Source organism: Nonomuraea basaltis (assembly GCF_005893125.1).
Taxonomy (GTDB): Bacteria; Actinomycetota; Actinomycetes; order Streptosporangiales; family Streptosporangiaceae; genus Nonomuraea; species Nonomuraea basaltis.
Window position 1 is genome coordinate 1 of record NZ_VCJS01000242.1, and the last position, 18,211, is coordinate 18,211.

The 18,211-nt window shown below is 66.6% G+C and carries 23 protein-coding genes and 4 pseudogenes; 17 read left to right on the forward strand and 10 right to left on the reverse strand.

Annotated features, from left to right (window positions below):
• Window positions 1–147: 147 nt before the first annotated feature.
• From EJK15_RS57295 to EJK15_RS76825, 5 genes are all read left to right on the forward strand, one after another.
• Window positions 148–924: a hypothetical protein gene (locus EJK15_RS57295; RefSeq protein WP_138718855.1), complete on the forward strand. Its 777-nt coding sequence runs from the start codon at window positions 148–150 to the stop codon at window positions 922–924.
• Between the two features lie 208 nt (window positions 925–1,132).
• The gene (locus tag EJK15_RS57300) at window positions 1,133–2,524 is read left to right on the forward strand and encodes a hypothetical protein (protein ID WP_138718856.1); all 1,392 of its coding nucleotides are present in this window, start codon (window positions 1,133–1,135) and stop codon (window positions 2,522–2,524) included.
• Complete coding sequence (locus EJK15_RS57305; RefSeq protein ID WP_138718857.1) at window positions 2,439–3,011, forward strand: hypothetical protein; 573 nt, start codon at window positions 2,439–2,441, stop codon at window positions 3,009–3,011. Before EJK15_RS57300 ends, EJK15_RS57305 begins: the two co-directional genes overlap by 86 nt.
• A gap of 56 nt (window positions 3,012–3,067) precedes the next feature.
• Window positions 3,068–3,202: a hypothetical protein gene (locus EJK15_RS76820; RefSeq protein WP_276615550.1), complete on the forward strand. Its 135-nt coding sequence runs from the start codon at window positions 3,068–3,070 to the stop codon at window positions 3,200–3,202.
• Complete coding sequence (locus EJK15_RS76825) at window positions 3,199–3,327, forward strand: alpha/beta fold hydrolase (RefSeq protein WP_276615551.1); 129 nt, start codon at window positions 3,199–3,201, stop codon at window positions 3,325–3,327. Before EJK15_RS76820 ends, EJK15_RS76825 begins: the two co-directional genes overlap by 4 nt.
• A 64-nt stretch (window positions 3,328–3,391) precedes the next feature.
• On the opposite strand, the gene EJK15_RS57315 is transcribed toward EJK15_RS76825, so the two are convergent.
• Window positions 3,392–3,604 carry a hypothetical protein gene (locus tag EJK15_RS57315; protein ID WP_138718858.1) on the reverse strand — a complete coding sequence of 71 codons (213 nt, stop codon included), beginning with the start codon at window positions 3,602–3,604 and terminating at the stop codon, window positions 3,392–3,394.
• A 322-nt stretch (window positions 3,605–3,926) separates the two neighbouring features.
• Window positions 3,927–4,112 carry a hypothetical protein gene (locus tag EJK15_RS75580; RefSeq protein WP_240777869.1) on the reverse strand — a complete coding sequence of 62 codons (186 nt, stop codon included), beginning with the start codon at window positions 4,110–4,112 and terminating at the stop codon, window positions 3,927–3,929.
• Between the two features lie 21 nt (window positions 4,113–4,133).
• On the opposite strand from EJK15_RS75580, the gene EJK15_RS57325 reads away from it, so the two are divergent.
• The 5 genes and pseudogenes from EJK15_RS57325 to EJK15_RS57345 form a co-directional block, all read left to right on the forward strand.
• Window positions 4,134–4,700, forward strand: a complete 567-nt coding sequence (locus EJK15_RS57325) for an integrase catalytic domain-containing protein (protein WP_206061798.1) — start codon at window positions 4,134–4,136, stop codon at window positions 4,698–4,700.
• A gap of 361 nt (window positions 4,701–5,061) precedes the next feature.
• The gene (locus EJK15_RS57330; protein ID WP_171075167.1) at window positions 5,062–6,861 is read left to right on the forward strand and encodes a reverse transcriptase/maturase family protein; all 1,800 of its coding nucleotides are present in this window, start codon (window positions 5,062–5,064) and stop codon (window positions 6,859–6,861) included.
• Window positions 6,862–7,062: 201 nt separating this feature from the next.
• On the forward strand, window positions 7,063–7,287 hold the full coding sequence (locus tag EJK15_RS57335; protein WP_206061800.1) for a hypothetical protein: 225 nt from the start codon (window positions 7,063–7,065) through the stop codon (window positions 7,285–7,287).
• Between the two features lie 9 nt (window positions 7,288–7,296).
• A pseudogene (locus tag EJK15_RS78125) lies at window positions 7,297–7,527 on the forward strand (DNA adenine methylase); the annotation flags it as partial.
• A gap of 190 nt (window positions 7,528–7,717) precedes the next feature.
• Window positions 7,718–8,077, forward strand: a pseudogene (locus EJK15_RS57345) (DNA adenine methylase); the annotation flags it as partial.
• Between the two features lie 54 nt (window positions 8,078–8,131).
• Here EJK15_RS57345 and EJK15_RS57350 read toward each other — a convergent pair.
• Both EJK15_RS57350 and EJK15_RS57355 read right to left on the reverse strand, forming a co-directional pair.
• Window positions 8,132–8,572, reverse strand: a complete 441-nt coding sequence (locus tag EJK15_RS57350) for a hypothetical protein (protein ID WP_138718860.1) — start codon at window positions 8,570–8,572, stop codon at window positions 8,132–8,134.
• Window positions 8,573–8,922: 350 nt separating this feature from the next.
• Entirely contained in the window at window positions 8,923–9,612 is a 690-nt protein-coding gene (locus EJK15_RS57355; RefSeq protein ID WP_338089954.1) for a recombinase family protein, read from the reverse strand.
• Between the two features lie 243 nt (window positions 9,613–9,855).
• On the opposite strand from EJK15_RS57355, the gene EJK15_RS57360 reads away from it, so the two are divergent.
• Window positions 9,856–10,182: a hypothetical protein gene (locus EJK15_RS57360; RefSeq protein ID WP_138718861.1), complete on the forward strand. Its 327-nt coding sequence runs from the start codon at window positions 9,856–9,858 to the stop codon at window positions 10,180–10,182.
• Between the two features lie 106 nt (window positions 10,183–10,288).
• The gene (locus EJK15_RS57365) at window positions 10,289–10,465 is read left to right on the forward strand and encodes an ASCH domain-containing protein (protein ID WP_206061803.1); all 177 of its coding nucleotides are present in this window, start codon (window positions 10,289–10,291) and stop codon (window positions 10,463–10,465) included.
• A gap of 557 nt (window positions 10,466–11,022) precedes the next feature.
• Here the strand turns inward: EJK15_RS57365 and EJK15_RS57370 are convergent.
• On the reverse strand, window positions 11,023–11,490 hold the full coding sequence (locus EJK15_RS57370; protein ID WP_138718862.1) for a GNAT family N-acetyltransferase: 468 nt from the start codon (window positions 11,488–11,490) through the stop codon (window positions 11,023–11,025).
• 61 nt (window positions 11,491–11,551) lie between these two features.
• Window positions 11,552–11,961: pseudogene (locus tag EJK15_RS78130) on the reverse strand (HIT family protein).
• Window positions 11,962–12,341: 380 nt separating this feature from the next.
• On the opposite strand from EJK15_RS78130, the gene EJK15_RS71895 reads away from it, so the two are divergent.
• The 3 genes from EJK15_RS71895 (at window position 12,342) to EJK15_RS57390 (ending at window position 13,656) form a co-directional block, all read left to right on the forward strand.
• On the forward strand, window positions 12,342–12,518 hold the full coding sequence (locus EJK15_RS71895) for a hypothetical protein (protein WP_171075168.1): 177 nt from the start codon (window positions 12,342–12,344) through the stop codon (window positions 12,516–12,518).
• 198 nt (window positions 12,519–12,716) lie between these two features.
• Window positions 12,717–13,355, forward strand: a complete 639-nt coding sequence (locus EJK15_RS57385) for a TetR/AcrR family transcriptional regulator (protein WP_138718865.1) — start codon at window positions 12,717–12,719, stop codon at window positions 13,353–13,355.
• A 4-nt stretch (window positions 13,356–13,359) separates the two neighbouring features.
• On the forward strand, window positions 13,360–13,656 hold the full coding sequence (locus EJK15_RS57390) for a DUF6204 family protein (protein WP_138718866.1): 297 nt from the start codon (window positions 13,360–13,362) through the stop codon (window positions 13,654–13,656).
• 320 nt (window positions 13,657–13,976) lie between these two features.
• On the opposite strand, the gene EJK15_RS57395 is transcribed toward EJK15_RS57390, so the two are convergent.
• The 3 genes from EJK15_RS57395 to EJK15_RS57405 all read right to left on the reverse strand — a co-directional run bounded on the left by EJK15_RS57395 (window position 13,977) and on the right by EJK15_RS57405 (window position 16,506).
• Window positions 13,977–14,807, reverse strand: coding sequence for a hypothetical protein (locus EJK15_RS57395; RefSeq protein ID WP_138718867.1), 831 nt, complete (start codon window positions 14,805–14,807; stop codon window positions 13,977–13,979).
• Window positions 14,808–14,830: 23 nt separating this feature from the next.
• Entirely contained in the window at window positions 14,831–15,352 is a 522-nt protein-coding gene (locus EJK15_RS57400) for a SigE family RNA polymerase sigma factor (protein ID WP_138718868.1), read from the reverse strand.
• 578 nt (window positions 15,353–15,930) lie between these two features.
• A complete protein-coding gene (locus EJK15_RS57405; protein ID WP_138718869.1) occupies window positions 15,931–16,506 on the reverse strand; it encodes a TetR/AcrR family transcriptional regulator in 576 nt (191 codons plus the stop codon).
• Window positions 16,507–16,590: 84 nt separating this feature from the next.
• On the opposite strand from EJK15_RS57405, the gene EJK15_RS57410 reads away from it, so the two are divergent.
• A complete protein-coding gene (locus EJK15_RS57410) occupies window positions 16,591–16,950 on the forward strand; it encodes a DUF4267 domain-containing protein (RefSeq protein ID WP_138718870.1) in 360 nt (119 codons plus the stop codon).
• A gap of 42 nt (window positions 16,951–16,992) precedes the next feature.
• Entirely contained in the window at window positions 16,993–17,253 is a 261-nt protein-coding gene (locus tag EJK15_RS57415; RefSeq protein ID WP_138718871.1) for a hypothetical protein, read from the forward strand.
• Window positions 17,254–17,769: 516 nt separating this feature from the next.
• Here the strand turns inward: EJK15_RS57415 and EJK15_RS57420 are convergent.
• Window positions 17,770–18,201, reverse strand: a pseudogene (locus EJK15_RS57420) (LuxR C-terminal-related transcriptional regulator); the annotation flags it as partial.
• Between the last annotated feature and the right edge of the window lie 10 nt (window positions 18,202–18,211).

The window sequence follows — 18,211 nt, forward strand, 5'->3', positions numbered from 1 at the left end:
GACGCGCGAAGGAAGTGAACACCTCGCCCGCGAAGTCCTCAAGACGGCCTCGAACATCAGCCAGCTCAGCCGGAGTCACGCAAAGATCATCTCACACCAAATTCCAAACTAACAAAGTACTACTAGGACCAGTGCTATCAGCTCGCGGTGGACCCGACCGGCGACCTGGTGTTCACCGTGGCGATGTACGACACCGATCAGGGAGCCATCAAGACCGACTCCGTCACCAGCACGGAAGTCAACCTCGCCGACGGCACGACGATCGGCGAGAAGTCAGGCAGCGTGCAGACGGCCACGCTGCAGCTGGTCACGTCGCAGACAGATGTGCTCATCGGGCGTACGGCGTCAGCTCCGGCCGGGACGGACGAGGCCATCGAGACGATGGCGCTCGTCCGCGGCACGCTCGGTCAACTGCGGTTCTGGAACTCCCCGGCGAGCCTCGACGATCTGTTTCCCGAGCTCGCCGACGCTCCGCAGTACGGTCCGCCGCCCGGCCTGGCCGCGCAGTGGGCCTTCCGCGAGCAGGAGGGCATGGTCGCCGACGACCCGGTGGGCGGCTGTGACGGTATCCTCACCTCCTCCGCGCCCTGGTGCAGCCTGCGTGACACGTCCACCGTGGAATTCGTCGCCAACGGCAGCCTGGTCGCCAGCGTGGTCCCCTACGGCACCACACTGGAGCCAGCCACCAACTCCCAGTTCTCCCTCGGCGCACCAGCCGAGGGCGGTGTTCCCGGCCTGCAGGGCGACCTCGGTCCGGTCAGCCTCTGGGGCCTGGCGAGGACGCCCGAGACGATCCGCGACCAGCGGCTCACTCCCCGCACGGGCGACGAGCCGCAGCTACTGGCGTACTGGGACTTCTCCGCCGGTGGTATCGACCGCACCGGCGGCGGCAACGACCGAGCCCGCCCATCGACCCGAGCCTGATCCACGCCGACAACATCCCGCTCTCCTCCGAGGGCGCGCTGGTCCGCAACGTGTACGGCGGCGACATCACCGACCTTTCACGATCGACGACCGGACGGATCGCCGTTGGCGCCTACGTCGACGCCCCGGCGACGCCCGCAAGACGCAGGCCACACTGAAGCGGCAGTACGTCCTGGACGCCAACGAGTCCTTCGCCGACCCCATCTACGTGGGCCAGGTCGACCTGGTCTACATCGGACAGGTGCAGACCCAGCCCACGCTGATCGGCTACATCGAGGGTGCCCCGCCGGTGCCGAGCGAGAACCTGTCCCGGCCGTACTACCTCAACCAAGCCAGCTCCCTCTACACCACCTACAACGACGCCACCACGGCCACCCTCACGCAGCAGGGCAGCGAAAGGATCGCATACAGCTCGAACACCACCAGCACGACCGACGTGGATTTCAAGTCCGCCTTCGGCGTCTTCGGCGTCAACTCCTACACCGAGTGGCAGATCATGCTGGTCAACACATCGGCGTATGACCTCAAGGCCGTCGCGCAGGTCGCCGCCTCCGCCAAGGCCACGTTCGGTGACAAGCAAGACACCGAACTCAGCGGGGAGTGGACCACCAGCCAGCGGGACACGATCGGGCTGGGCGGGGACTGGGAGCCGTATCAGGCCGACGCGAGCCAATACCTCAACCCGCAAGTGGGACGCCAGTTCGTGCCGGAGAACCTCGGCTACGCGCTGGTCGAGTCGCTGACCGCCGATTTCTACGCGATGGTCTATCACGCCACCGGAGCCGCGATCGGCACGATCATCGTGCCGAACCTGGCGATCCCGCCGGACCGCAACCTGCTGATGTTCCCGATCGACGAGGCCTACACCAAGAACGGAACCCTGGACGGCAAGGTCGGCCTGGTCAACGACCCGTCCTGGCCGTCGGCTGACGCGAGCCGGGGCAGCTACATCCGCCCTGCCGAGGCGTACGCGCTGGCCGCCTCGATCGAGGCGCAGAACCAGAGCCGGCAGGCGTACGCCGCCCAGTTCGACTGGAAGGGACGCGGCCAGGACGGGACGGCGGACGTGTCCGACGTCAAGCCGAACCTGCCCGTCCGCTGGGACGGCGGACCAGGCGAGGAGCCGCAGGCCGTCCCCGCCACCGGCATCGTCAACAGGTACGTCTGGAGCGCCGACATCGGGCTTCACGTCGAGCAGCAAGGTTACGCCAGCGTCTCCAGCCGGAGCTTCACCGGCTGGCGCGACATCGGCGGTGGCGGCGGGGTCAGCTCCAGTGGCGAGTTCTTCTTCTACCTCGGCTTCGCCCTATTCGCTGGACCTCATGACGACCCACATGGTGGACGTGCATGTCGGGCTCCAGGAGGACGACCAGCAGAGCGTGGGGCTCGACGTGACGCTGGACGTGGAGGCATGCCTGTCGGGCTGGGATCCGGACGCGAAGGCGGTCTACTGCGACGGCGACGGGGCGTTCCGGCCGGGCCCCTGTCCTGGGAAGGTACGCCAGTACCGGTTCATGAGCTTCCTGCTGCCAGCGGACCGGAAGTACGCGCAGGTCTTCACCGCGATCGTCGACCCGGTCTGGCGGGAGACGTCGAATGACGCGACAGCACGTGCGATCCGCGAACTGGACGCCACCAACCCGGTCTGGCGCGTGCTGCATCGCGTGACCTACGTCGAGCGGGTCCCGCCAACGCTGGCCTCGCGCCCGATCTACAGCCAGGACGGCTCGACCCCCGAGCCGGTGAACCTCGCCGGCAACGCGGAGCTGCTGCGCCTGATCACCGAACAGATCGCGGTGGCCCAGCCGACGCCGGCGCAGATCGGAGCGGCCGTGGCCGCCGTACTCAACCCGCCTCCCACCACGCCGGGAACCTATCCTCCATCGATCCTCGAGGGGACGGTGCCCTGGTGGCGCATCTTCCTCGACTCGGCCCGGCCCAGGGCGGACGGAACGACACCGAACCCGGCGGCCGCCGCGTTGCTCTCCACGCTGGTCCGCCACGTCGTGGACTACGTGCTCGCCGGGTATCGCACGGGTGTCATCTCCTCGGCGAAGATGGGAGAGACGCCCCGGGTACGCGTCTAGCGGGGAGCGAGATGATCTTTGCTGGCACCTAAGGCACGTTGACCTGCTCTCACAGCATGTTGCGGGGCTCGGGCGCTCCTGCGGGCATCCGGCGACCTGAGGTCTTCATCCCCGACCTCGGCTGCCGCGACCGGCTTCACGCGGCGCTGGTCGAGCGCGCCTGGTGCCGGCGCAACCAGCCCACCGCGTGACCGAGCGGTTCGCCGCCGAGATCCCGAACACCACCCTGGTCCGCGTTCCGGGTGCCGGCCACATTCCGATGGAGAACGACGCTCCTGCGGTCACCGGCGCTCTGGCGCGCTTTTTCCTGGAGTGAACCCGCGAGGGCCGGCGGGCGGGCCCGGTCCTCGGCGTGAGCCGCCGAGGACCGGGCTGCCAGGTCACCTGAGCCAGAGCTGGTAGTAGCCGGGGCCTTCCGTGCACTTGTACTCGTCGTAGTTCTCACGCACGTACATCTGACCCGCGTCGACGCATGCCCGGTAGCTCCCGTAGCGGGAGTGGGGTTCCCAGGCGGCCGCCTGGGCGGGGAGCGCGGCTCCGGAGAGGGCGAGGGCGGCGATTCCCATGCTTACCAGCGCTGCTCGTACACGCATGTCTGACTTCCTCTCGATCTTGACAATGCTTCAAAGATCGTTTCAGATCGATCACCGGGAGGCGAGTGGCGAGAGATATCAAGTGATTTGATCAATATCGGCAGGTGTTGCTCTTGTGCCGCGAAACGGGAGCAACGATCATCCCGCGGGCATGGCGTGGTTCTCATCGGAGTGAACCCGGAACGGCCGTGCGCCGCCGGACCCGCGCGCCCGGCCGGCCGAGCCGACGCTGGAGGACGGCTACCTCGCGCTCATGGACGGGTGAGACGCGGCGGGCGCGCGCCCCGTGCGGGACGCGCGCCCGTGCCCTGTCGTGCGGGGGTCAGACGGCGTACTCGGGGTAGCCGTAGCCGACGACCTGTGACTTCGGCCGGACGCGCTCCTCGACCTTACCGTTGCCGGTGTTGCCCTCGATGGTGGAGATGGTGCCCGGCAACAAAGCCGTGACCCGGCGGCGCGCCGACGCCGCTGACCAGTCCCGGAGCGCCGTCCCTAAAACGATTGTCACTTTTCGAAGTCGGGTGCACGGATGTCCTGGGCTTTCGGGAATCACCACACGCCCGTCGACCTGGAAGTGGTCGATGAGCGGCATCGCCTGCCGATCGGCCGCCCCTACCTCACCGCGGCCATCGACATGGCCAGCCGCTGCGTGGTCGGCCTGGTGGTCACGCTGGAGGCGCCCTCGGCGCTATCGGTCGGGTTGTGCCTGGCACACACGGTGTGCGACAAGCGGCCGTGGCTGGAGCGGCTCGGAGTCGAGGCGGTGGCCTGGCCGATGAGCGGCAAGCCGCATGAGATCCATGTGGACAACGCCACCGAGTTTCGCAGTGAGGCGCTGCGCCGGGGCTGCGCTCAGCACGGGATCATGCTGACGTACCGGCCCAAGGGCATGCCGCACTTCGGCGGCATCATTGAGCGGCTGATGTGCGCCACGAGGCGCATGGTCGTATCCCTGGTTCAGCCGGGAGGAACTCGGAGGGAGGTTCCTGGGTCTGATGGCTTACCCAGCGCCGAAAGGCTTACGGGGACAAGAGCATGCCAGAAAACCAGAGACCGGGCCCAGCGTCAGGGACGGTGCTCTGGGGGACCCGCGTGACATGGCGAAAGCTGGATTGCCTGAATCCCAGTCTCCAGAAGATGGAAGTTCACATCCACCGGAAAGACGCCTGAAACCGGTGCCAGCCCTGCCCGCTCCGAGGAATCAGCCGAGCGGCAACCTCCGGGGCCATGGAGCGATGCCCAGCGAGGGCATTCAAGGAGACGAACGGGACGTCTAAATCACGCTGATACGTACGACCGTGACGAACGTGGGATCGCCTACGGGACGCGAGTCCTACGGCGACGGAGGCCTCGTAGTAGTCGCCGGAGTCACGACCGGCCAAGGAGGACGGGAAAGCCGTCCACATGGGCGAAGGGGGCCAGGTGATCGGACACCGAGAGATCGCGAGGTATGCGTAATGCAGAGCGCCGCAACGGTGCTGGGTGTCCTGCGTGAGCGCGGCAGGCGCGGCCTGCCGCTGGAAGAGTTGTATCGGCAGATGTTCAACCCGCAGTTGTATCTGCTGGCCTACGGTCGCATCTACGCCAACAAGGGGTCGATGACGCCGGGGGCCACGCGGGAGACCGTGGACGGTATGTCATTGCAGAAGATCGAGCGGATTGTCACCGAGATGCGTCACGAGCGCTACCGCTTCCGCCCGGTCCGAAGGGTGCACATCCCGAAGAAGAACGGGAAGACGCGCCCGCTGGGCATGCCGACCTGGTCGGACAAGCTCGTCGGCGAAGTGGTCCGACTCCTGCTGGAGGCGTATTACGAGCCGACGTTCTCTGATCGATCCCACGGGTTCCGTCCCGGCCGGGGTTGCCACACCGCGTTACGAGAGGTGGCCCACACCTGGCTGGGAACGGCCTGGTTCGTCGAAGGTGACATCGCCGACTGCTTCGGATCATTCGATCATCACGTGATGATCAGGATCCTGTCGGAGAAGATCCACGACAACCGGCTCCTGCGGCTGCTGCGCAACATGCTGACAGCCGGATATCTGGAGAATTGGAGGTGGGGCGCCACGCTCAGCGGGGTTCCCCAAGGCGGGATCGCATCGCCCATCCTCTCGAACATCTACCTGCACAAACTGGATGAGTTCGTCGAGAACGTACTCATCCCGGAATACACCCGAGGCGAACGCCGGGTCCGTAGCCCGGAGTATCGCGAGGTGGAAGGAGCGATCGTCAAAGCCCGCCGCAAGGGCGACCGCGCTCTGCTGCGGTCCCTCTACCGGCGGATGCACAGCCTCCCCAGCCAGGACCCTCGTGATCCCGGCTACCGGAGGCTGCGCTACTGCCGATACGCCGACGACACCCTGCTCGGGTTCGCCGGACCCAAGGCCGAAGCCGAGGAGATCAAGCGGCGCCTGGCGGAATTCCTGCGTGAGGACCTCAAGCTGGAGCTCTCGCCGGACAAGACCTTGATCACTCATGCCCGCACCCAGCGGGCGAAATTCCTCGGCTATGAGATCTCGGTCGCAGGAAGCGATCGCAGGACGAGAAGACCCGGAGGAACCGACAAGCGCAACCGTCGGTCCATCAACGGGATGATCGTCCTGCGCGTCCCGGCCACCGTGGTCAGGGCCAAGTCCGCCCCGTACTTGTCGCGCGGAAAACCCGCGCGCCGGAACTCCATGGTCAACGAAAGCGACTACAACATCGTCGCCAGATATGGAGCTGAGTATCGGGGCGTCGTCCAGTACTACCTCCTTGCCAGCGACGTCTTCCGGCTGCACCGGCTGCGGTGGGTCATGGAGACCTCGATGCTCAAGACCCTGGCCAGAAAGCACCGTTCGTCGGTGACCAAGATGGCGGTCCGTCACAAGGCCAAGATCCTGACACCGCACGGACTGCGCACACGGTTCGAGGCCAGCATCGAGCGCGAAGGCAGGAAGGCACTGGTCGCCTGGTTCGGCGGCATTCCGCTGAAACGGCAGAAGAACGCGGTCCTCACCGACCGCCAGCACACCGGACCCGCCTACCCCAACCGGCAGTTGGTCACCCGGCTGCTCAAAGGGAAATGCGAGCTCTGCGGACGAACGGACAACATCCAAGTCCACCACGTCCACCGACTCGCGGACCTCGGCGAACCTGGCCTGCCACAGCCCGCATGGGCCCAGGTCATGGCCAAGATCCGCCGCAAAGCGCTCATCATTTGCGGCGACTGCCACGACCTGATCCACGGGCACCCTGCAACACCGCTCACGCAGTAGATCACCGGAGAGCCGGGTACTCGGAAACGGGTCCGCCCGGTTCGGAGGGAGGCCGAACGGAAAAGGACCAGCCCACACAGGACTGGCACCTCACTGTTCGGCCGACCCTACCGGCACGATGATGCTGATGGTGCATGAACTGCCGGCACCACCTTCTCCAACCCGGCCGAGCGCGGCAGCTACGACAGCCAGGCCAGCGCAGTGCTGACCGTCGCCGAGCTGAACAGGTGGCTGGCCCTGGCGGCGGCCTCCTATCACGGCCAGGTGCACGGCACACTGAACCAGACCCCGGCCGGACGGTGGGCCGAAGGGCTCGCGGCCGGCGGTCGTCCGGCCACGGTGACCAGCGAGACCGCGTTCCTGGTCGACTTCCTGCCGGTGATCCGGCGGACGCGACGAGGCAGGTCAGGGGCTGAGGCCGCCTAAAGGACGAACCTGGGCACCGCGCGGCACCCGTTCGCGTACTACGGCGCCAAGGGTAAGCTCGCCCCGTTCCTCGCCTCGCTGCTGCCCAAGCACGAGGTGTACTGCGAGCCGTTCGCCGGGTCCGCCGCCGTGTTCTTCGCCAAGGACCCCGCGAAGATCGAGACAATCAACGACGTCAACGGCGACCTGATCGCGTTCATGCGGACCCTCCGCGACCGGCCGCGCGAGCTGCAGCGCGCCATCCAGCTCACCCCGTACGCCCGCGCCGAACATATCGCGGCGAAGCTCGGCGACACCACCGCGAGCGACCTGGAGCGGGCGCGCCGCTGGTGGATCCAGTGCACCCAGAGCCGGAGCGGTGAGGCCGGCGCGTCGTGGCGGCGGCCGACGTCACGCGCACGAGTGAACGGCCCCCCGTACGAAGCGCGCTGGCGCGGCACTGCGATGGCACGCGGCCCGCCTGCGGGAGGCGTTCATCGAGCAGTACGACGCGCTGGAGCTGATCGGCCGCATGGACTCGCGCGAGACGGCGTTCTACCTGGACCCGCCGTACCTGCGCAGCACGAGGACCAACGCGGGCGGCTACGTCAAGGAGATGGATGCCGACGACCAGCACGTCCGTCTGCTGGAGCTGTTGAACTCCTGCCGGGGCGCGATCGTCCTGTCCGGCTACCGGTCGCAGATGTACGACGAGCTGCTGTCGGGGTGGCGCCGGATCGACTACCGGGTGCGTCAGGCGTCGTCCGACGCGAGCACCGTGGCGGTCGAGTCGATCTGGGTCAACAGGTAACAAGAGATCCAAGCGGTCACGACACAAATGTCTCCCAGGAGCGTACTGGGCCATTTAGAAGTGCGGATCGAGAGCGCTGCCCCAGACGTAGTCGCCATCACGCGGCAGCTGGATCTTGCAACTGATTGAGTACGCCGCGCCGCCGTCCTTGTGCCAGAGATAGCTATCGATTCTGTAGTATCCGGCCGAGGGTGCGCCGGGCCAGATTTGTTGGTTCCACTGGTACGTCCCCTCCCCGATGTTGCCGGTGTAGTTGTTGCAGGTGCCAATGGCATCAGGCGCAACGTAAGTGAACCATCCGTAGGTGCCTCCCTTGAGCCAGATCTCGCGGCCGAAGGAGCTCATAGGCATCCCTGAATTTGGATTGGCCGTCAGCCATTGTTTCTTGCCGTTGACTACGGTTTCGGCGGCGTACGCTGTGCCGGTCGAGATCGGTAGCGTCATCATGATGGCCGCGGCTGTGACCAGGTAAAGCTTCTTCAATGTGGAGCGCATGGAGCCTCATTCCGGTGGGGGTGGTGCGACTTCGAGTCACGAGCAGCCCCAGGCAGTTCGGGGCTAATGACGATTAGCCAGTGTCATGATGCACACGATTTGGCGGCGGCCTGGGGTCGTCGTTGTGGCGCTAGTTGCCGGTGTCGTAACATCTGTGAGGGCTTCTGTTGCTGTGGCGGGACGACTTTCTCCTGTCAGAATTGTCGATCAACGAGTGGGGCAAGTCCAGGAGTGGCGACCGGACATTATGCGGACATTGCGCGTCCCATGTCGTTAGCAATGAAGAAACTTTCACCGGATATACCGATGACCTGCGATAACGCAGGGGCCTCTGACTGGTCTCGATTTGATCACGGTGTTGGATCATGGCCAAGGACAGTTCGCGGCTCGGGTACCGGCCAGGGACTACGGCCGTTACTCGCATCGTCGGCTTCGGCGTCCAGCTCGGCGATGCTGGTGTCGTGGTCGCGGAGCATACGCATAACGGTGGCCGGGGAGGGGCGCCGGCCCCTCTTGGCGCCCTGGGTGATGACCAGACGGGAGGCGATCTCGCGCAGGCTGAGGTCCTGGTCGCGTAGATGCAGCGCCATGGACAGCATGGCGGGGTCGGTGACGGTGGCGCCGCCGATGGCCTTGCCGTTCTTGCGGGCGGACTCGTGGCCTTCCAGGGTGCGGTCGCGGATGTATTCGCGTTCCATCCCCGACAGGGCCGCGAGCACGGTGAACACGACGCCGGAGGGATCGTGTGAGCCTTGCAGTTCCCCGGTGAGGAACTCCAGGCCGACGTCGGCCGCCCGCAGTTCTTCGGCGAGGGTGGCCAAGTCGATGCCCCGGCCGAGCCGCTTGTGCTCGTGGACCGCGAGGGTGACCGCGACGCCGGAGGCCCGCAGCTCCCGGGCCAGGGCGACGGCCCGTTCGAGTTCGGGCCGCCTCGTTGCGCGGGTGGAGATCTTCTCGGAGAAGATCCGGGTGACGCCGGCCTTGGTGAGGGAGTCGAGCTGGGTGTCCAGGGACTGGCGCAGGGTGGAGGCGCCAAGGATCGAGACCGCTCAGGCAGCGCCGCCGCGCTCGTCGAGCCCGTCAGCCGTCCACCGGTTGGTGAGGAAAGACCCGCAGCGAGATCAAGACCTACCTGGCGGCTGGGACACGGTCGGGAGCGGAGGGCCGACTCGCAGCACTGGCGCGAGGGCCTCCCAGAGGCCTTGACGAATCCTCAACATGGAGTCAACACGGCCGCACCTACCTTCCTCTCATCAGCCACAACACACGAGAAGAAGACGACGATGAGCATCAAGCTTCGCAAGTCGCTCACCGCCCTGGCCATCGGAGGCGCGGCCTCCATCGCCATGCTGACGGCCACCCCGACCGGCGCCGTCGCCGACACCGCCAAGGCACAGGGCAACACCCCCGCCTGCGTCGTCATCTGGCAGAAGAGCGGCTGGGTCAACAAGACCGGCCACGCCCGCAACGAGTGCGGCGTCCGGATGCGTTACCGCATCGACTGGTCGTACGGGCCCGACGGCCGCTGCTTCACCGTCAACCCCGGCCAAACCATCTCCAGCACCGTGCCCAAGGCGCCGCGCAAGTTCAACGGCGCCAGCTACTGCTAGACGTTGCGGCGGTACTGACCGCCCGCCTCGAACAGGGCGTCGGTGATCTGCCCCAGCGAGCGCGATCGGGCCACAGGGTGACGACGCCCTCACCTGCGTCAAACGGGTGGCCCGCTCCACCAGCTTCGAGGAGATGCTCGACGCCGAAAGCGCCGCCAACGTCAACCCCGACAGCCCCCGCGAGCAGCAACTGGCCAACATCCGCCGCATCTACGGCCCCGAGAAGGAAGCGCTCGGCGTGCTGGCCATCGAGATCGAACTCCTCCAGGCCGCCACCACGTGAGAACAAACCCAGACCCGCCACGACGACGATTGCCCCGCGCACCGCGTCGGGGCCATCGTCACCTCCGGAGCATGCCATCGTGGCGCCCCACGTTGCCGGGGCCACGTGTTAGCCATGGTCAGAGACATGACTGCCCCTTTCTCCCGTACTGGGTCTGCCCCCTGGAAAGCCCAGAGTTCCCGCGAACCCAAGGGTCGATGCCGAACGGTTGGGATGGTCTGGGTGGTCATGCACCCTTGGGCTCCGGCGGGTGGATGACGTACGTCACGCCGCCGCTGCCGGTGCTGCGCAGCCACACCTTCTCGAAGCCTCTCCGAACAGGACCGGCAAGCCTTTGCCGAGCTGATCAACCAGTGCGCGCAGGAAGAACAGCTGACAGCCTGGGAAGCGCCCGAAACCCTGGGTCTCCTAACCTGAGGGCATCGCTGGCCATCGAGGCAGGTCGGCATCAGGCGAGTTAGTCGTCGTCTCGGACGCGTCGATGAGTTTCGACGCCCGTCCGAGGGGAGACCGGCTGACTCACTGTTCACCTGCGGCGGAGCAACTCCGCGCAAGCATCAAAGCGGCTGCTCCAGCACGTGTTTCAACTCAGCGAATCCGGCCGCCGCATAGAAGGCCTTGGCGTCCTCGTTGAAGTCCAGCACGTCGGTCAGCAGCCTCTGGCAGCCCTCCCGCCTGCCCGCATCCCGCACGGCCTCGATCAGCTGACTCGCAACCCCGCGTCTGGCGGCTTGTGGATCCACCGCCAGCTGATTGAGGAGGATGAAGGATTCGGCGCGGAGGAACGGGTTTTCCTCGCGACGCACGATGGCAGCCACGGCATACCCGATTGGACGATCAATCTCGGCGATGAAAGCACGCGTGACGTCTTTGACCAGGAGAGTCGCGAAGTAGTCGGTCAGTTCGTCTGCGGGTGGGTCGACGCGGTAGACGTCGGGGCGGTGAGCGGCGTGGACCGCATGAACGTGAGGGTTCAGCAGGGCCAGGATGCCGGCGTCCTCTGCCGCGGCGGCGCGGATCTTCATGGAGGCACCCTAGATCCTGACCGCTCTCAAGAGAGAATCATCTGTCCAGCGCTCCCGCCCTTCAGCGACCTGCGGCGACCCGCTCCAAGACCTGCTCCAGTTCGTGGGCCGGAGCCAGCGGGGAGCTCCACGTCAGACGAAGACCGTCCCGGCGCCAGCGCGGAACCACATGCACGTGGTAGTGGAAGACGTCCTGGCCGGCGGACTCGCCTGTGTTGTGCTTCACGTTCACGCCCTCGGGGCCAGGGTCGTCTTCAGCAGAGCGGCGACTCGATGCACCATGTCGGCGACCTCGCCGTGAGAGATCTTGGAGATCTCCCACACGTCGCGCGCATGCATGCGCGGAACCACCAACGTGTGTCCCGGAGACGCAGGTCTGATGTTCAAGAACGCAAGCGTGTGCTCATCCTCGAGGACCCGATAGGACGGCAACAGACCGGCCACGATCTTGCAGAAGGTGCAGTCGCTCATCCACGCAATGATCGCATCCGGCGGGCCTGCTTGCCTCACGTGCCTGACAAGATCATCTCTCTTTGACCTGCAGGAAGAGGCCAACTACCCCAGATAACGATCGCGGCCGGTGTGCCTGAGCTGGTGTACTGGAGCCGCTCCCGCGTGAGCAGGTGTTCTCTGCCAGGGCGACACTCGGCACTGGGGCCGAGATGCCCCGCCGGGCCGGCACGCGACTCCTCGGCTTCACCGCTGCTGAAAAACCGCAGCGACGAGGGAGAAGCTTCACCGATCCCGAGATCCCTTCAATCGCCAGAGCGACGTGCTTGGCATGGAGAACGCCCTGGTCCTGGGGCGAGAGGACCTGGAGAGGCGCTCGCGAACCTAGGGGTTATTCCTTAATGACCGAGCCGTCAGAGGTCTTTCAGCGGGAAGTCCTCCGCCGCCACGAACTGCCGTACCAGTCCGACGACCAGACCCCGCACCCCGACGACCCGACGCCGGCCATGGAGCGGGCCTGGCTGGCCCGGGTCGTGGCCGTCCGAAGAACCGGCAAGGCCCACCGGGACGAGGCTTAGCGTCGGACGATCAAGAACGGCGTTCGTTTGTGTACACAACGGGCATCGCGGCCCGGGCCGCGGACACCCGGGCTGGAGCGAGCCGCCCCTCCTTATCCCGTCGAGGTGCGTAAGGCGCGGCTCGAGGGCCCTGGCCGCCAAGACCGTGTGGAAGCCATAAACCTGCAATCGACTCCAAACTTTGAGTAGACTCCACGTATGTCTGAAGGGCTGCGCGAGCGCAAGAAGCGACAGACCCGGCAACGCATCTCCGGTGTGGCCATCGGCCTGTTCGTCGCGCGCGGCTTCGACAACGTCACGATCGCCGAGGTCGCCGCGGCTGCCGAGGTGTCGGTCAACACCGTCTACAACTACTTCCAGGCCAAAGAGGACCTCGTCCTGCCGCCGGAGGAGGCCTCCCCGCAACGGCTGGCCGACATCGTGCGCGGGCGCCGACCCGGCCAGTCGGCGGCCGATGCGGTTCTGGCGCGGCTGCGGCAGGAGGTGCGCGGGCGTGAGCGCAGGCTCGGGCTGAGCGAGGGGTTCGGCCGCGTGCTGGAGATGATGCGGGCCGCGCCCACGCTGACCGCCCGGCTGGAGTGGCTCGCCCACCAGATGACCGCCGAGCTGGCCGACCAGCTGGTCCAGGAGACCGGCGCCGCGCCCGGCGACCCGCTGCCTCAGGCTGTCGCCTGGCAGCTTGGGAGCCTGCACAGCATGGTCCTGTCGGAGATCGGCAGGCGGACCGAGGCCGGCGAGCGGCCGGGCGTTATCGCCGCGAAAGTGCTGGAGCTGATCGACACCGTGGAGAAGCTCATGGGGGAGCCCCTACTCGGCTATGCCGTACGAGAGGAATGAGCAGTTGTTCAGGGTAACGATCAGAGGGAAGTTCACCGGGCTCGACGACACCGGTCGGGCCGCCGTCCTGGCCGCAGGCGGCATCGCCTACACCGAGCGCGGGGCCTTCACCCACGATCAGAGCGTGACGGCCTTCACCTTCCGCTGCCAGGTGCCAGCAGGCCCGGACGACGGCCAGGACGAGGCGGCGCTTGGCGCGATGGCCGCGCTGGAGGCGCACGGGCACCCGCATGAGATCTTGCAGCTCGCGGTGACCGACATGCGCGACATCAAGATCCGCCCCAAGGGTCGCCGAATGTGACCGACGAGCCAGGGCTCTGGCATGGATTGCGTCCCACCGCAAGCCCAAGAGCGCTGCTACTTCTCAGCGACATCGCCTATTCCTACAAACGATCGCTGTCACAGCCGACTGGTGTCCTGTGTCAGCGAAGCTTGAGCGCGCCAATGAACCTTAATCGACATCAGCCCAGGTCACCGGCCATGCATGATCCGGGAAAGAGCGTGGCGGTGCTGGCGTTGACGCTCGCCAGACTGCCTAACCGCAACCCGGCCCCGTGGCCCAAGCCGGAGCACTATCCGCTCCGGCCCAGGCACATGGTCAGATGGGTGCCGGATGGCTGGTCAGGACTTCTTGACGATTGGCTTGTCGGTCGCCTTGTCGCTCAGCTTGTCGGGCGACGGCTGCTCCACCTGGTTGGCGGGCGGGGCGGTGACCGTCACCGGGGTGCCGAAGTCGTCGAAGTCCATGACATTCCGCTGGCTGGTGTCACTGAAGGCGACTTCCAGACGCCGGATCCGTCCCTGGTCGTCCACCTCCACGGCTCCTGTGGCCTCCAGCGACTTGCCCGCGGCCTCCTCGGAGTCGTACTCGCCTACGTCCTCCAGCGAGAACGCAAACCGCCGGCCGGTCCAGCCCTGGCCGGAGGCGGAGCCGTTCTCACGCACGTCAGTGGCCGAACGGAGTCGCTGCAGAGCCTCCTGGGGGTCCAACGGAGCGAGCTTGACCAGGGCGATGACCGCGGGCACGCTCTTCAACTCCACCTCGCTGCGCGAAGAGACCATCCACTTCCCCTCGCGATGCTCCCGGATGTACATCAGGTCGCCGATGAACCGGGTTTCGGCCCCGTCCCCAACCCTCGTGATAACGCCCACACGCCGTACGGGGTCGAAGGCACCGTCGAACGTCTTGGCACCGCTGGTGGCGTGGATACGGTAGCTCTCCTGGCTGGTGTTCTCGACTGCGGCGGCCACCTGAGCCTGCGCCGAAGACGGGCTCGCGGGCAGGACTAGCGCTAGCACGATCGCACCCACCGCCGCTGCGACGCCCAGCGAGGCGATCGGGACCAGAACCCGGGCCGGCCTGCCTCTCGGCATCGTCGGCATGAGATCGATGCCCGCCGGCCGATCTTCGGTGGCCTTGATGAGCAGTGCGCGCACTTCTTCCTCGTTCATGGACGGCTCCTCGTGTTGGTGTCTCACCGGATCCCACTCCCCTCCGCCTCGGTTCCGTTGACCACCATGTCGGGCGAGATCAGCCGCCGCATGGCTTGCAGACCGCGATGCGTATGGGTTTTCACCGTCCCCGCCGAGCAGCCCATCAGATCGGCGACCTCCGTTTCGGGCAGGTCTGCGAAGAACCGCAGCACCAAAGCAGTCCGCTGCCTGACCGGCAGCTTCGCCAGCGCGTTCCGAACGTCTTCAGCCACGGCCCGCGCCTCCCCCAAGTCGTTGGGACCGGGCAGATCGGGCAGTTCGGCGCGCGGGATCTCACGGCGCCACCGGGCACGCCACCAGGATCGGTAGGTGTTGACCAGGATGCGGCGCAAGTAGGCGTCGGGCTCACTGCTGGTGTCCAGCCGATGCCACACCTGGTACAACTTGCCCAGGCAGGACTGCACCAGATCCTCAGCCGTTTGCCAATCCCCGGTGAGCAGGACAGCCGTTCTCAGGTGATGGTCTCCCCGGTGCCGCACGAAGTCCACGAAATCCGCGTCCACCCGGTCTCCTCTCGTCGGTGAAAACCACCCCTGACACTCCCTGAGCCTCACCCCAGGTTGACCAGAAGCACACGGAATCTCCCGAAACTCTCTCTGCAGGACAATCGACTTGGGGATGCAGTCCAGCGAGCGTCAATGCCAACTCCGCCACACTCCTTCTCGGATCAAGCAGTCCGAGCCCCCACCAGCTGACCAAGCGGGGTAATGCCGATCAAGGTTCGTTGGCGCGCGCTCAATCTTCGCTGTCACAGAACAACTGGTGAAGTCGGCCCCGGGCCGACTTCACCACCGACCAACAAACGCTGTCGCTGCTCGCCTACAGAACCACAGGCGAGTTCCGTCATTTGGGAAGCTCATGGTGACGGTTGAGCAGATCAGCCCGGGTGTGTGTGGAACTGCTGAGTCCGGCGTGAGTTGAGTCTGGAAACGTTCGCGGTGTCGTGGGCCTCGTGGCGGGCCTGACCGGGTGGTCGTCATCCGCCCGCCGCGCTCCGGCCGCCCGAGCGGGCCGCCGGCACGGCCTGGAGGTCGCGTCCCAGGTCGCCGCCGTGTGGAACGACGGACCGTACGTGGCTGGGTCAGCGGGTGGCGCTGAGCTGGTCGAGCAGCAGCGTCAGGCGGGCCTCGCGGCCTGAGGCGGGGAGTCGGCCGCCGCGGGACAGGACGATCAGCCCGTGCAGGGCGCTCCAGGCGACCTCCGTCAGGATCGCCGGGTCGCGGCCGTCGGCGAACTGCGCGACCCCGGACAAAAGCGCCTGGAAGCCGTCCCGGAGCGGCTCCGGGGTGTCGTCCTGGCCGAACGGCAGGTCCACGGCCATCGTGAACATGGCGTCGTACAGCGCGGGGTTCTCCTCGGCGAACGCCATGTAGGCCCTGGCCAGCCCCTCCAGCGCGGCCCGCGGCTCGCCCGTCCGGGTCGCGGCGCGCAGGCGTACGGCCAGTTCCGTGAAGCCCTCCAGCGCCACCGCCGCGACGATGGCGTCCTTGCCGGCGAAGTGGCTGTACAGGACCGGCTGACTGTACTCGATCTCGTTGGCCAGGCGGCGGGTGGTCACGGCGTCCCAGCCCTCGGACTCGGCCAGCTTGCGGGCGGTCTTGACGATCAGGTCGTGGCGCTGGGCGCGTTCGCGTTCTCTGCGCTGCTGTGTGGACACCCTCCAGATTCTAGCACCGCTAGACACATGAGCGCCGTTAAGCTAGCGTCGCTAACACCTCTAGCAACGATCGAAGGAGACGACATGGTCACCATCGCCACCTGGCTCGCCGGACTGATCGCCATCGGGATCATCCTCATCGGCATCCGCTTCCTGCTGCGGCCGGTCGCGTCGGCGGAGGGCTACGGGGTTCCCGTGTCCATGAACGCGTACCTGACCGTCAAGGGCGTACGGGACATCACGGCTGGGCTCGTCGTGCTCCCGGCCCTCGTGACGGGAAACCAGCACATGCTCGGTTGGCTGATTCTCGCCAGTGTGTTCGCCCCGCTGGGCGACATGGTCGTCGTGCTCAGGAACGGGGGTTCGCGGGCGGTGGCGTTCGGCGTCCACGGCCTCACCGCCGCGGTGATGGTGGTGGTCGCGGCCATTCTCATCCTGGCGTGAGGCATGTTTTTAGAGGGACGTTCTAGTACCCATGGAGGCGCCATGCCGCACCAGGCCGACCACGACGTGATCATCATCGGCGCGGGCTTCGCCGGCCTGTGCTGCTGTACCGCCTCCGGACCCTCGGTGTTCCCCTACCAGCCACTCCGTACCCACCAGCTCGGGCTCACGCTGATGTTGTCGATGAACCAGCCCTTCGCCGTCCGGTCCGTCGCCGGGATGCTCCCAGGCATCCCACCCACTGCGACAACGACCAGTCCTTCATGGCCCCCACTCGGGTCCGCGTCACCAGCCGCAAAGTAGCGCTGAGCAACAGGGCGAATCGCCAACGCCGACGCAGCGGACGTCGACTGTCGGCCTGCGGGGACGACATGAGCGTCTGGGTGCGTGAGCAGGCCCCGGACGAGCACCCGTTGCGGTTCCGATGAACCCTGGATCTTGGGGCTACTTGCCTTACGTGCCTGACAGGCCTTCAAGCGGCTGACCAGCTACTTCGCCTGAGAACCCGAGATAACCGTGGCTGCGGCACATTCTCACCGAGGCTGGCCTCCTCATCCGGACCGAGGGCGTCCCCGAGGGGTGCTGCTGTTCGAGGACCCGGCGGCCACCTCGAAGATCCCCGTCCTGGAGAGCCCCGCGTTCGCCGAGGTTGCCGCGGCCGCGCACCCGGCAGTGAAGCGGGGACCCGCTCACGGCAACGTCAGGTCGAGCCGGGTTTCCATGTCAAGGCGGAACCGGCCGTAGGGGTTCACATGAGCCCAGAACGCGCCCGGGAGGCGAGACGGCGGGCATCCGGGTCAGGTGCCGCCGGGGTGAGGTTCAGCCGGTCAGGCCGGCGTCGTGGGCGAGCAGGGCGATCTGGGTGCGGTTGTTGAGGTCGAGCTTGTCGAGAATGCGCGAGATGTGGGCCTTCACGGTCGCGATGCTCATGAACAACTCGCCGCTGATCTCGGCGTTGGACCTGCCCCGGCCCACGGCGACGGCCACCTCCCGTTCCCGTTCGCTGAGCAGGCTCAGCACGCGTACGGCGTGCTGCCGCCGGGCGGCGGCGCCGGTGTCGGCGACGTGGGCGATCAACTGGCGGGTCACCGTCGGCGACAAGATGGGCTCCCCGGCCGACACCCGTACGATCGCGCGCAGGATCTCGGCGGGCGGCGTGTGCTTGAGCAGGAAGCCGCTGGCCCCGGCGCGCAGGGCGCGCAGCACGTACTCGTCGGCGTCGAAGGTCGTCAGCACGACGACCTCGGGCGCTGTCTCTTAT

Excerpts from the sequence above, each read along its gene's own strand:
- EJK15_RS57305 (WP_138718857.1), top strand. The coding sequence starts at position 2,439 with ATGAGCTTCCTGCTGCCAGCGGACCGGAAGTACGCGCAGGTCTTCACC.
- EJK15_RS76820 (WP_276615550.1), top strand. The coding sequence starts at position 3,068 with ATGTTGCGGGGCTCGGGCGCTCCTGCGGGCATCCGGCGACCTGAGGTC.
- EJK15_RS57315 (WP_138718858.1), bottom strand. The coding sequence starts at position 3,604 with ATGCGTGTACGAGCAGCGCTGGTAAGCATGGGAATCGCCGCCCTCGCC.
- EJK15_RS57325 (WP_206061798.1), top strand. The coding sequence starts at position 4,134 with ATGTCCTGGGCTTTCGGGAATCACCACACGCCCGTCGACCTGGAAGTG.
- EJK15_RS57330 (WP_171075167.1), top strand. The coding sequence starts at position 5,062 with ATGCAGAGCGCCGCAACGGTGCTGGGTGTCCTGCGTGAGCGCGGCAGG.
- EJK15_RS57350 (WP_138718860.1), bottom strand. The coding sequence starts at position 8,572 with ATGCGCTCCACATTGAAGAAGCTTTACCTGGTCACAGCCGCGGCCATC.
- EJK15_RS57360 (WP_138718861.1), top strand. The coding sequence starts at position 9,856 with ATGAGCATCAAGCTTCGCAAGTCGCTCACCGCCCTGGCCATCGGAGGC.
- EJK15_RS57370 (WP_138718862.1), bottom strand. The coding sequence starts at position 11,490 with ATGAAGATCCGCGCCGCCGCGGCAGAGGACGCCGGCATCCTGGCCCTG.
- EJK15_RS71895 (WP_171075168.1), top strand. The coding sequence starts at position 12,342 with ATGACCGAGCCGTCAGAGGTCTTTCAGCGGGAAGTCCTCCGCCGCCAC.
- EJK15_RS57385 (WP_138718865.1), top strand. The coding sequence starts at position 12,717 with ATGTCTGAAGGGCTGCGCGAGCGCAAGAAGCGACAGACCCGGCAACGC.
- EJK15_RS57395 (WP_138718867.1), bottom strand. The coding sequence starts at position 14,807 with ATGAACGAGGAAGAAGTGCGCGCACTGCTCATCAAGGCCACCGAAGAT.
- EJK15_RS57410 (WP_138718870.1), top strand. The coding sequence starts at position 16,591 with ATGGTCACCATCGCCACCTGGCTCGCCGGACTGATCGCCATCGGGATC.
- EJK15_RS57415 (WP_138718871.1), top strand. The coding sequence starts at position 16,993 with ATGCCGCACCAGGCCGACCACGACGTGATCATCATCGGCGCGGGCTTC.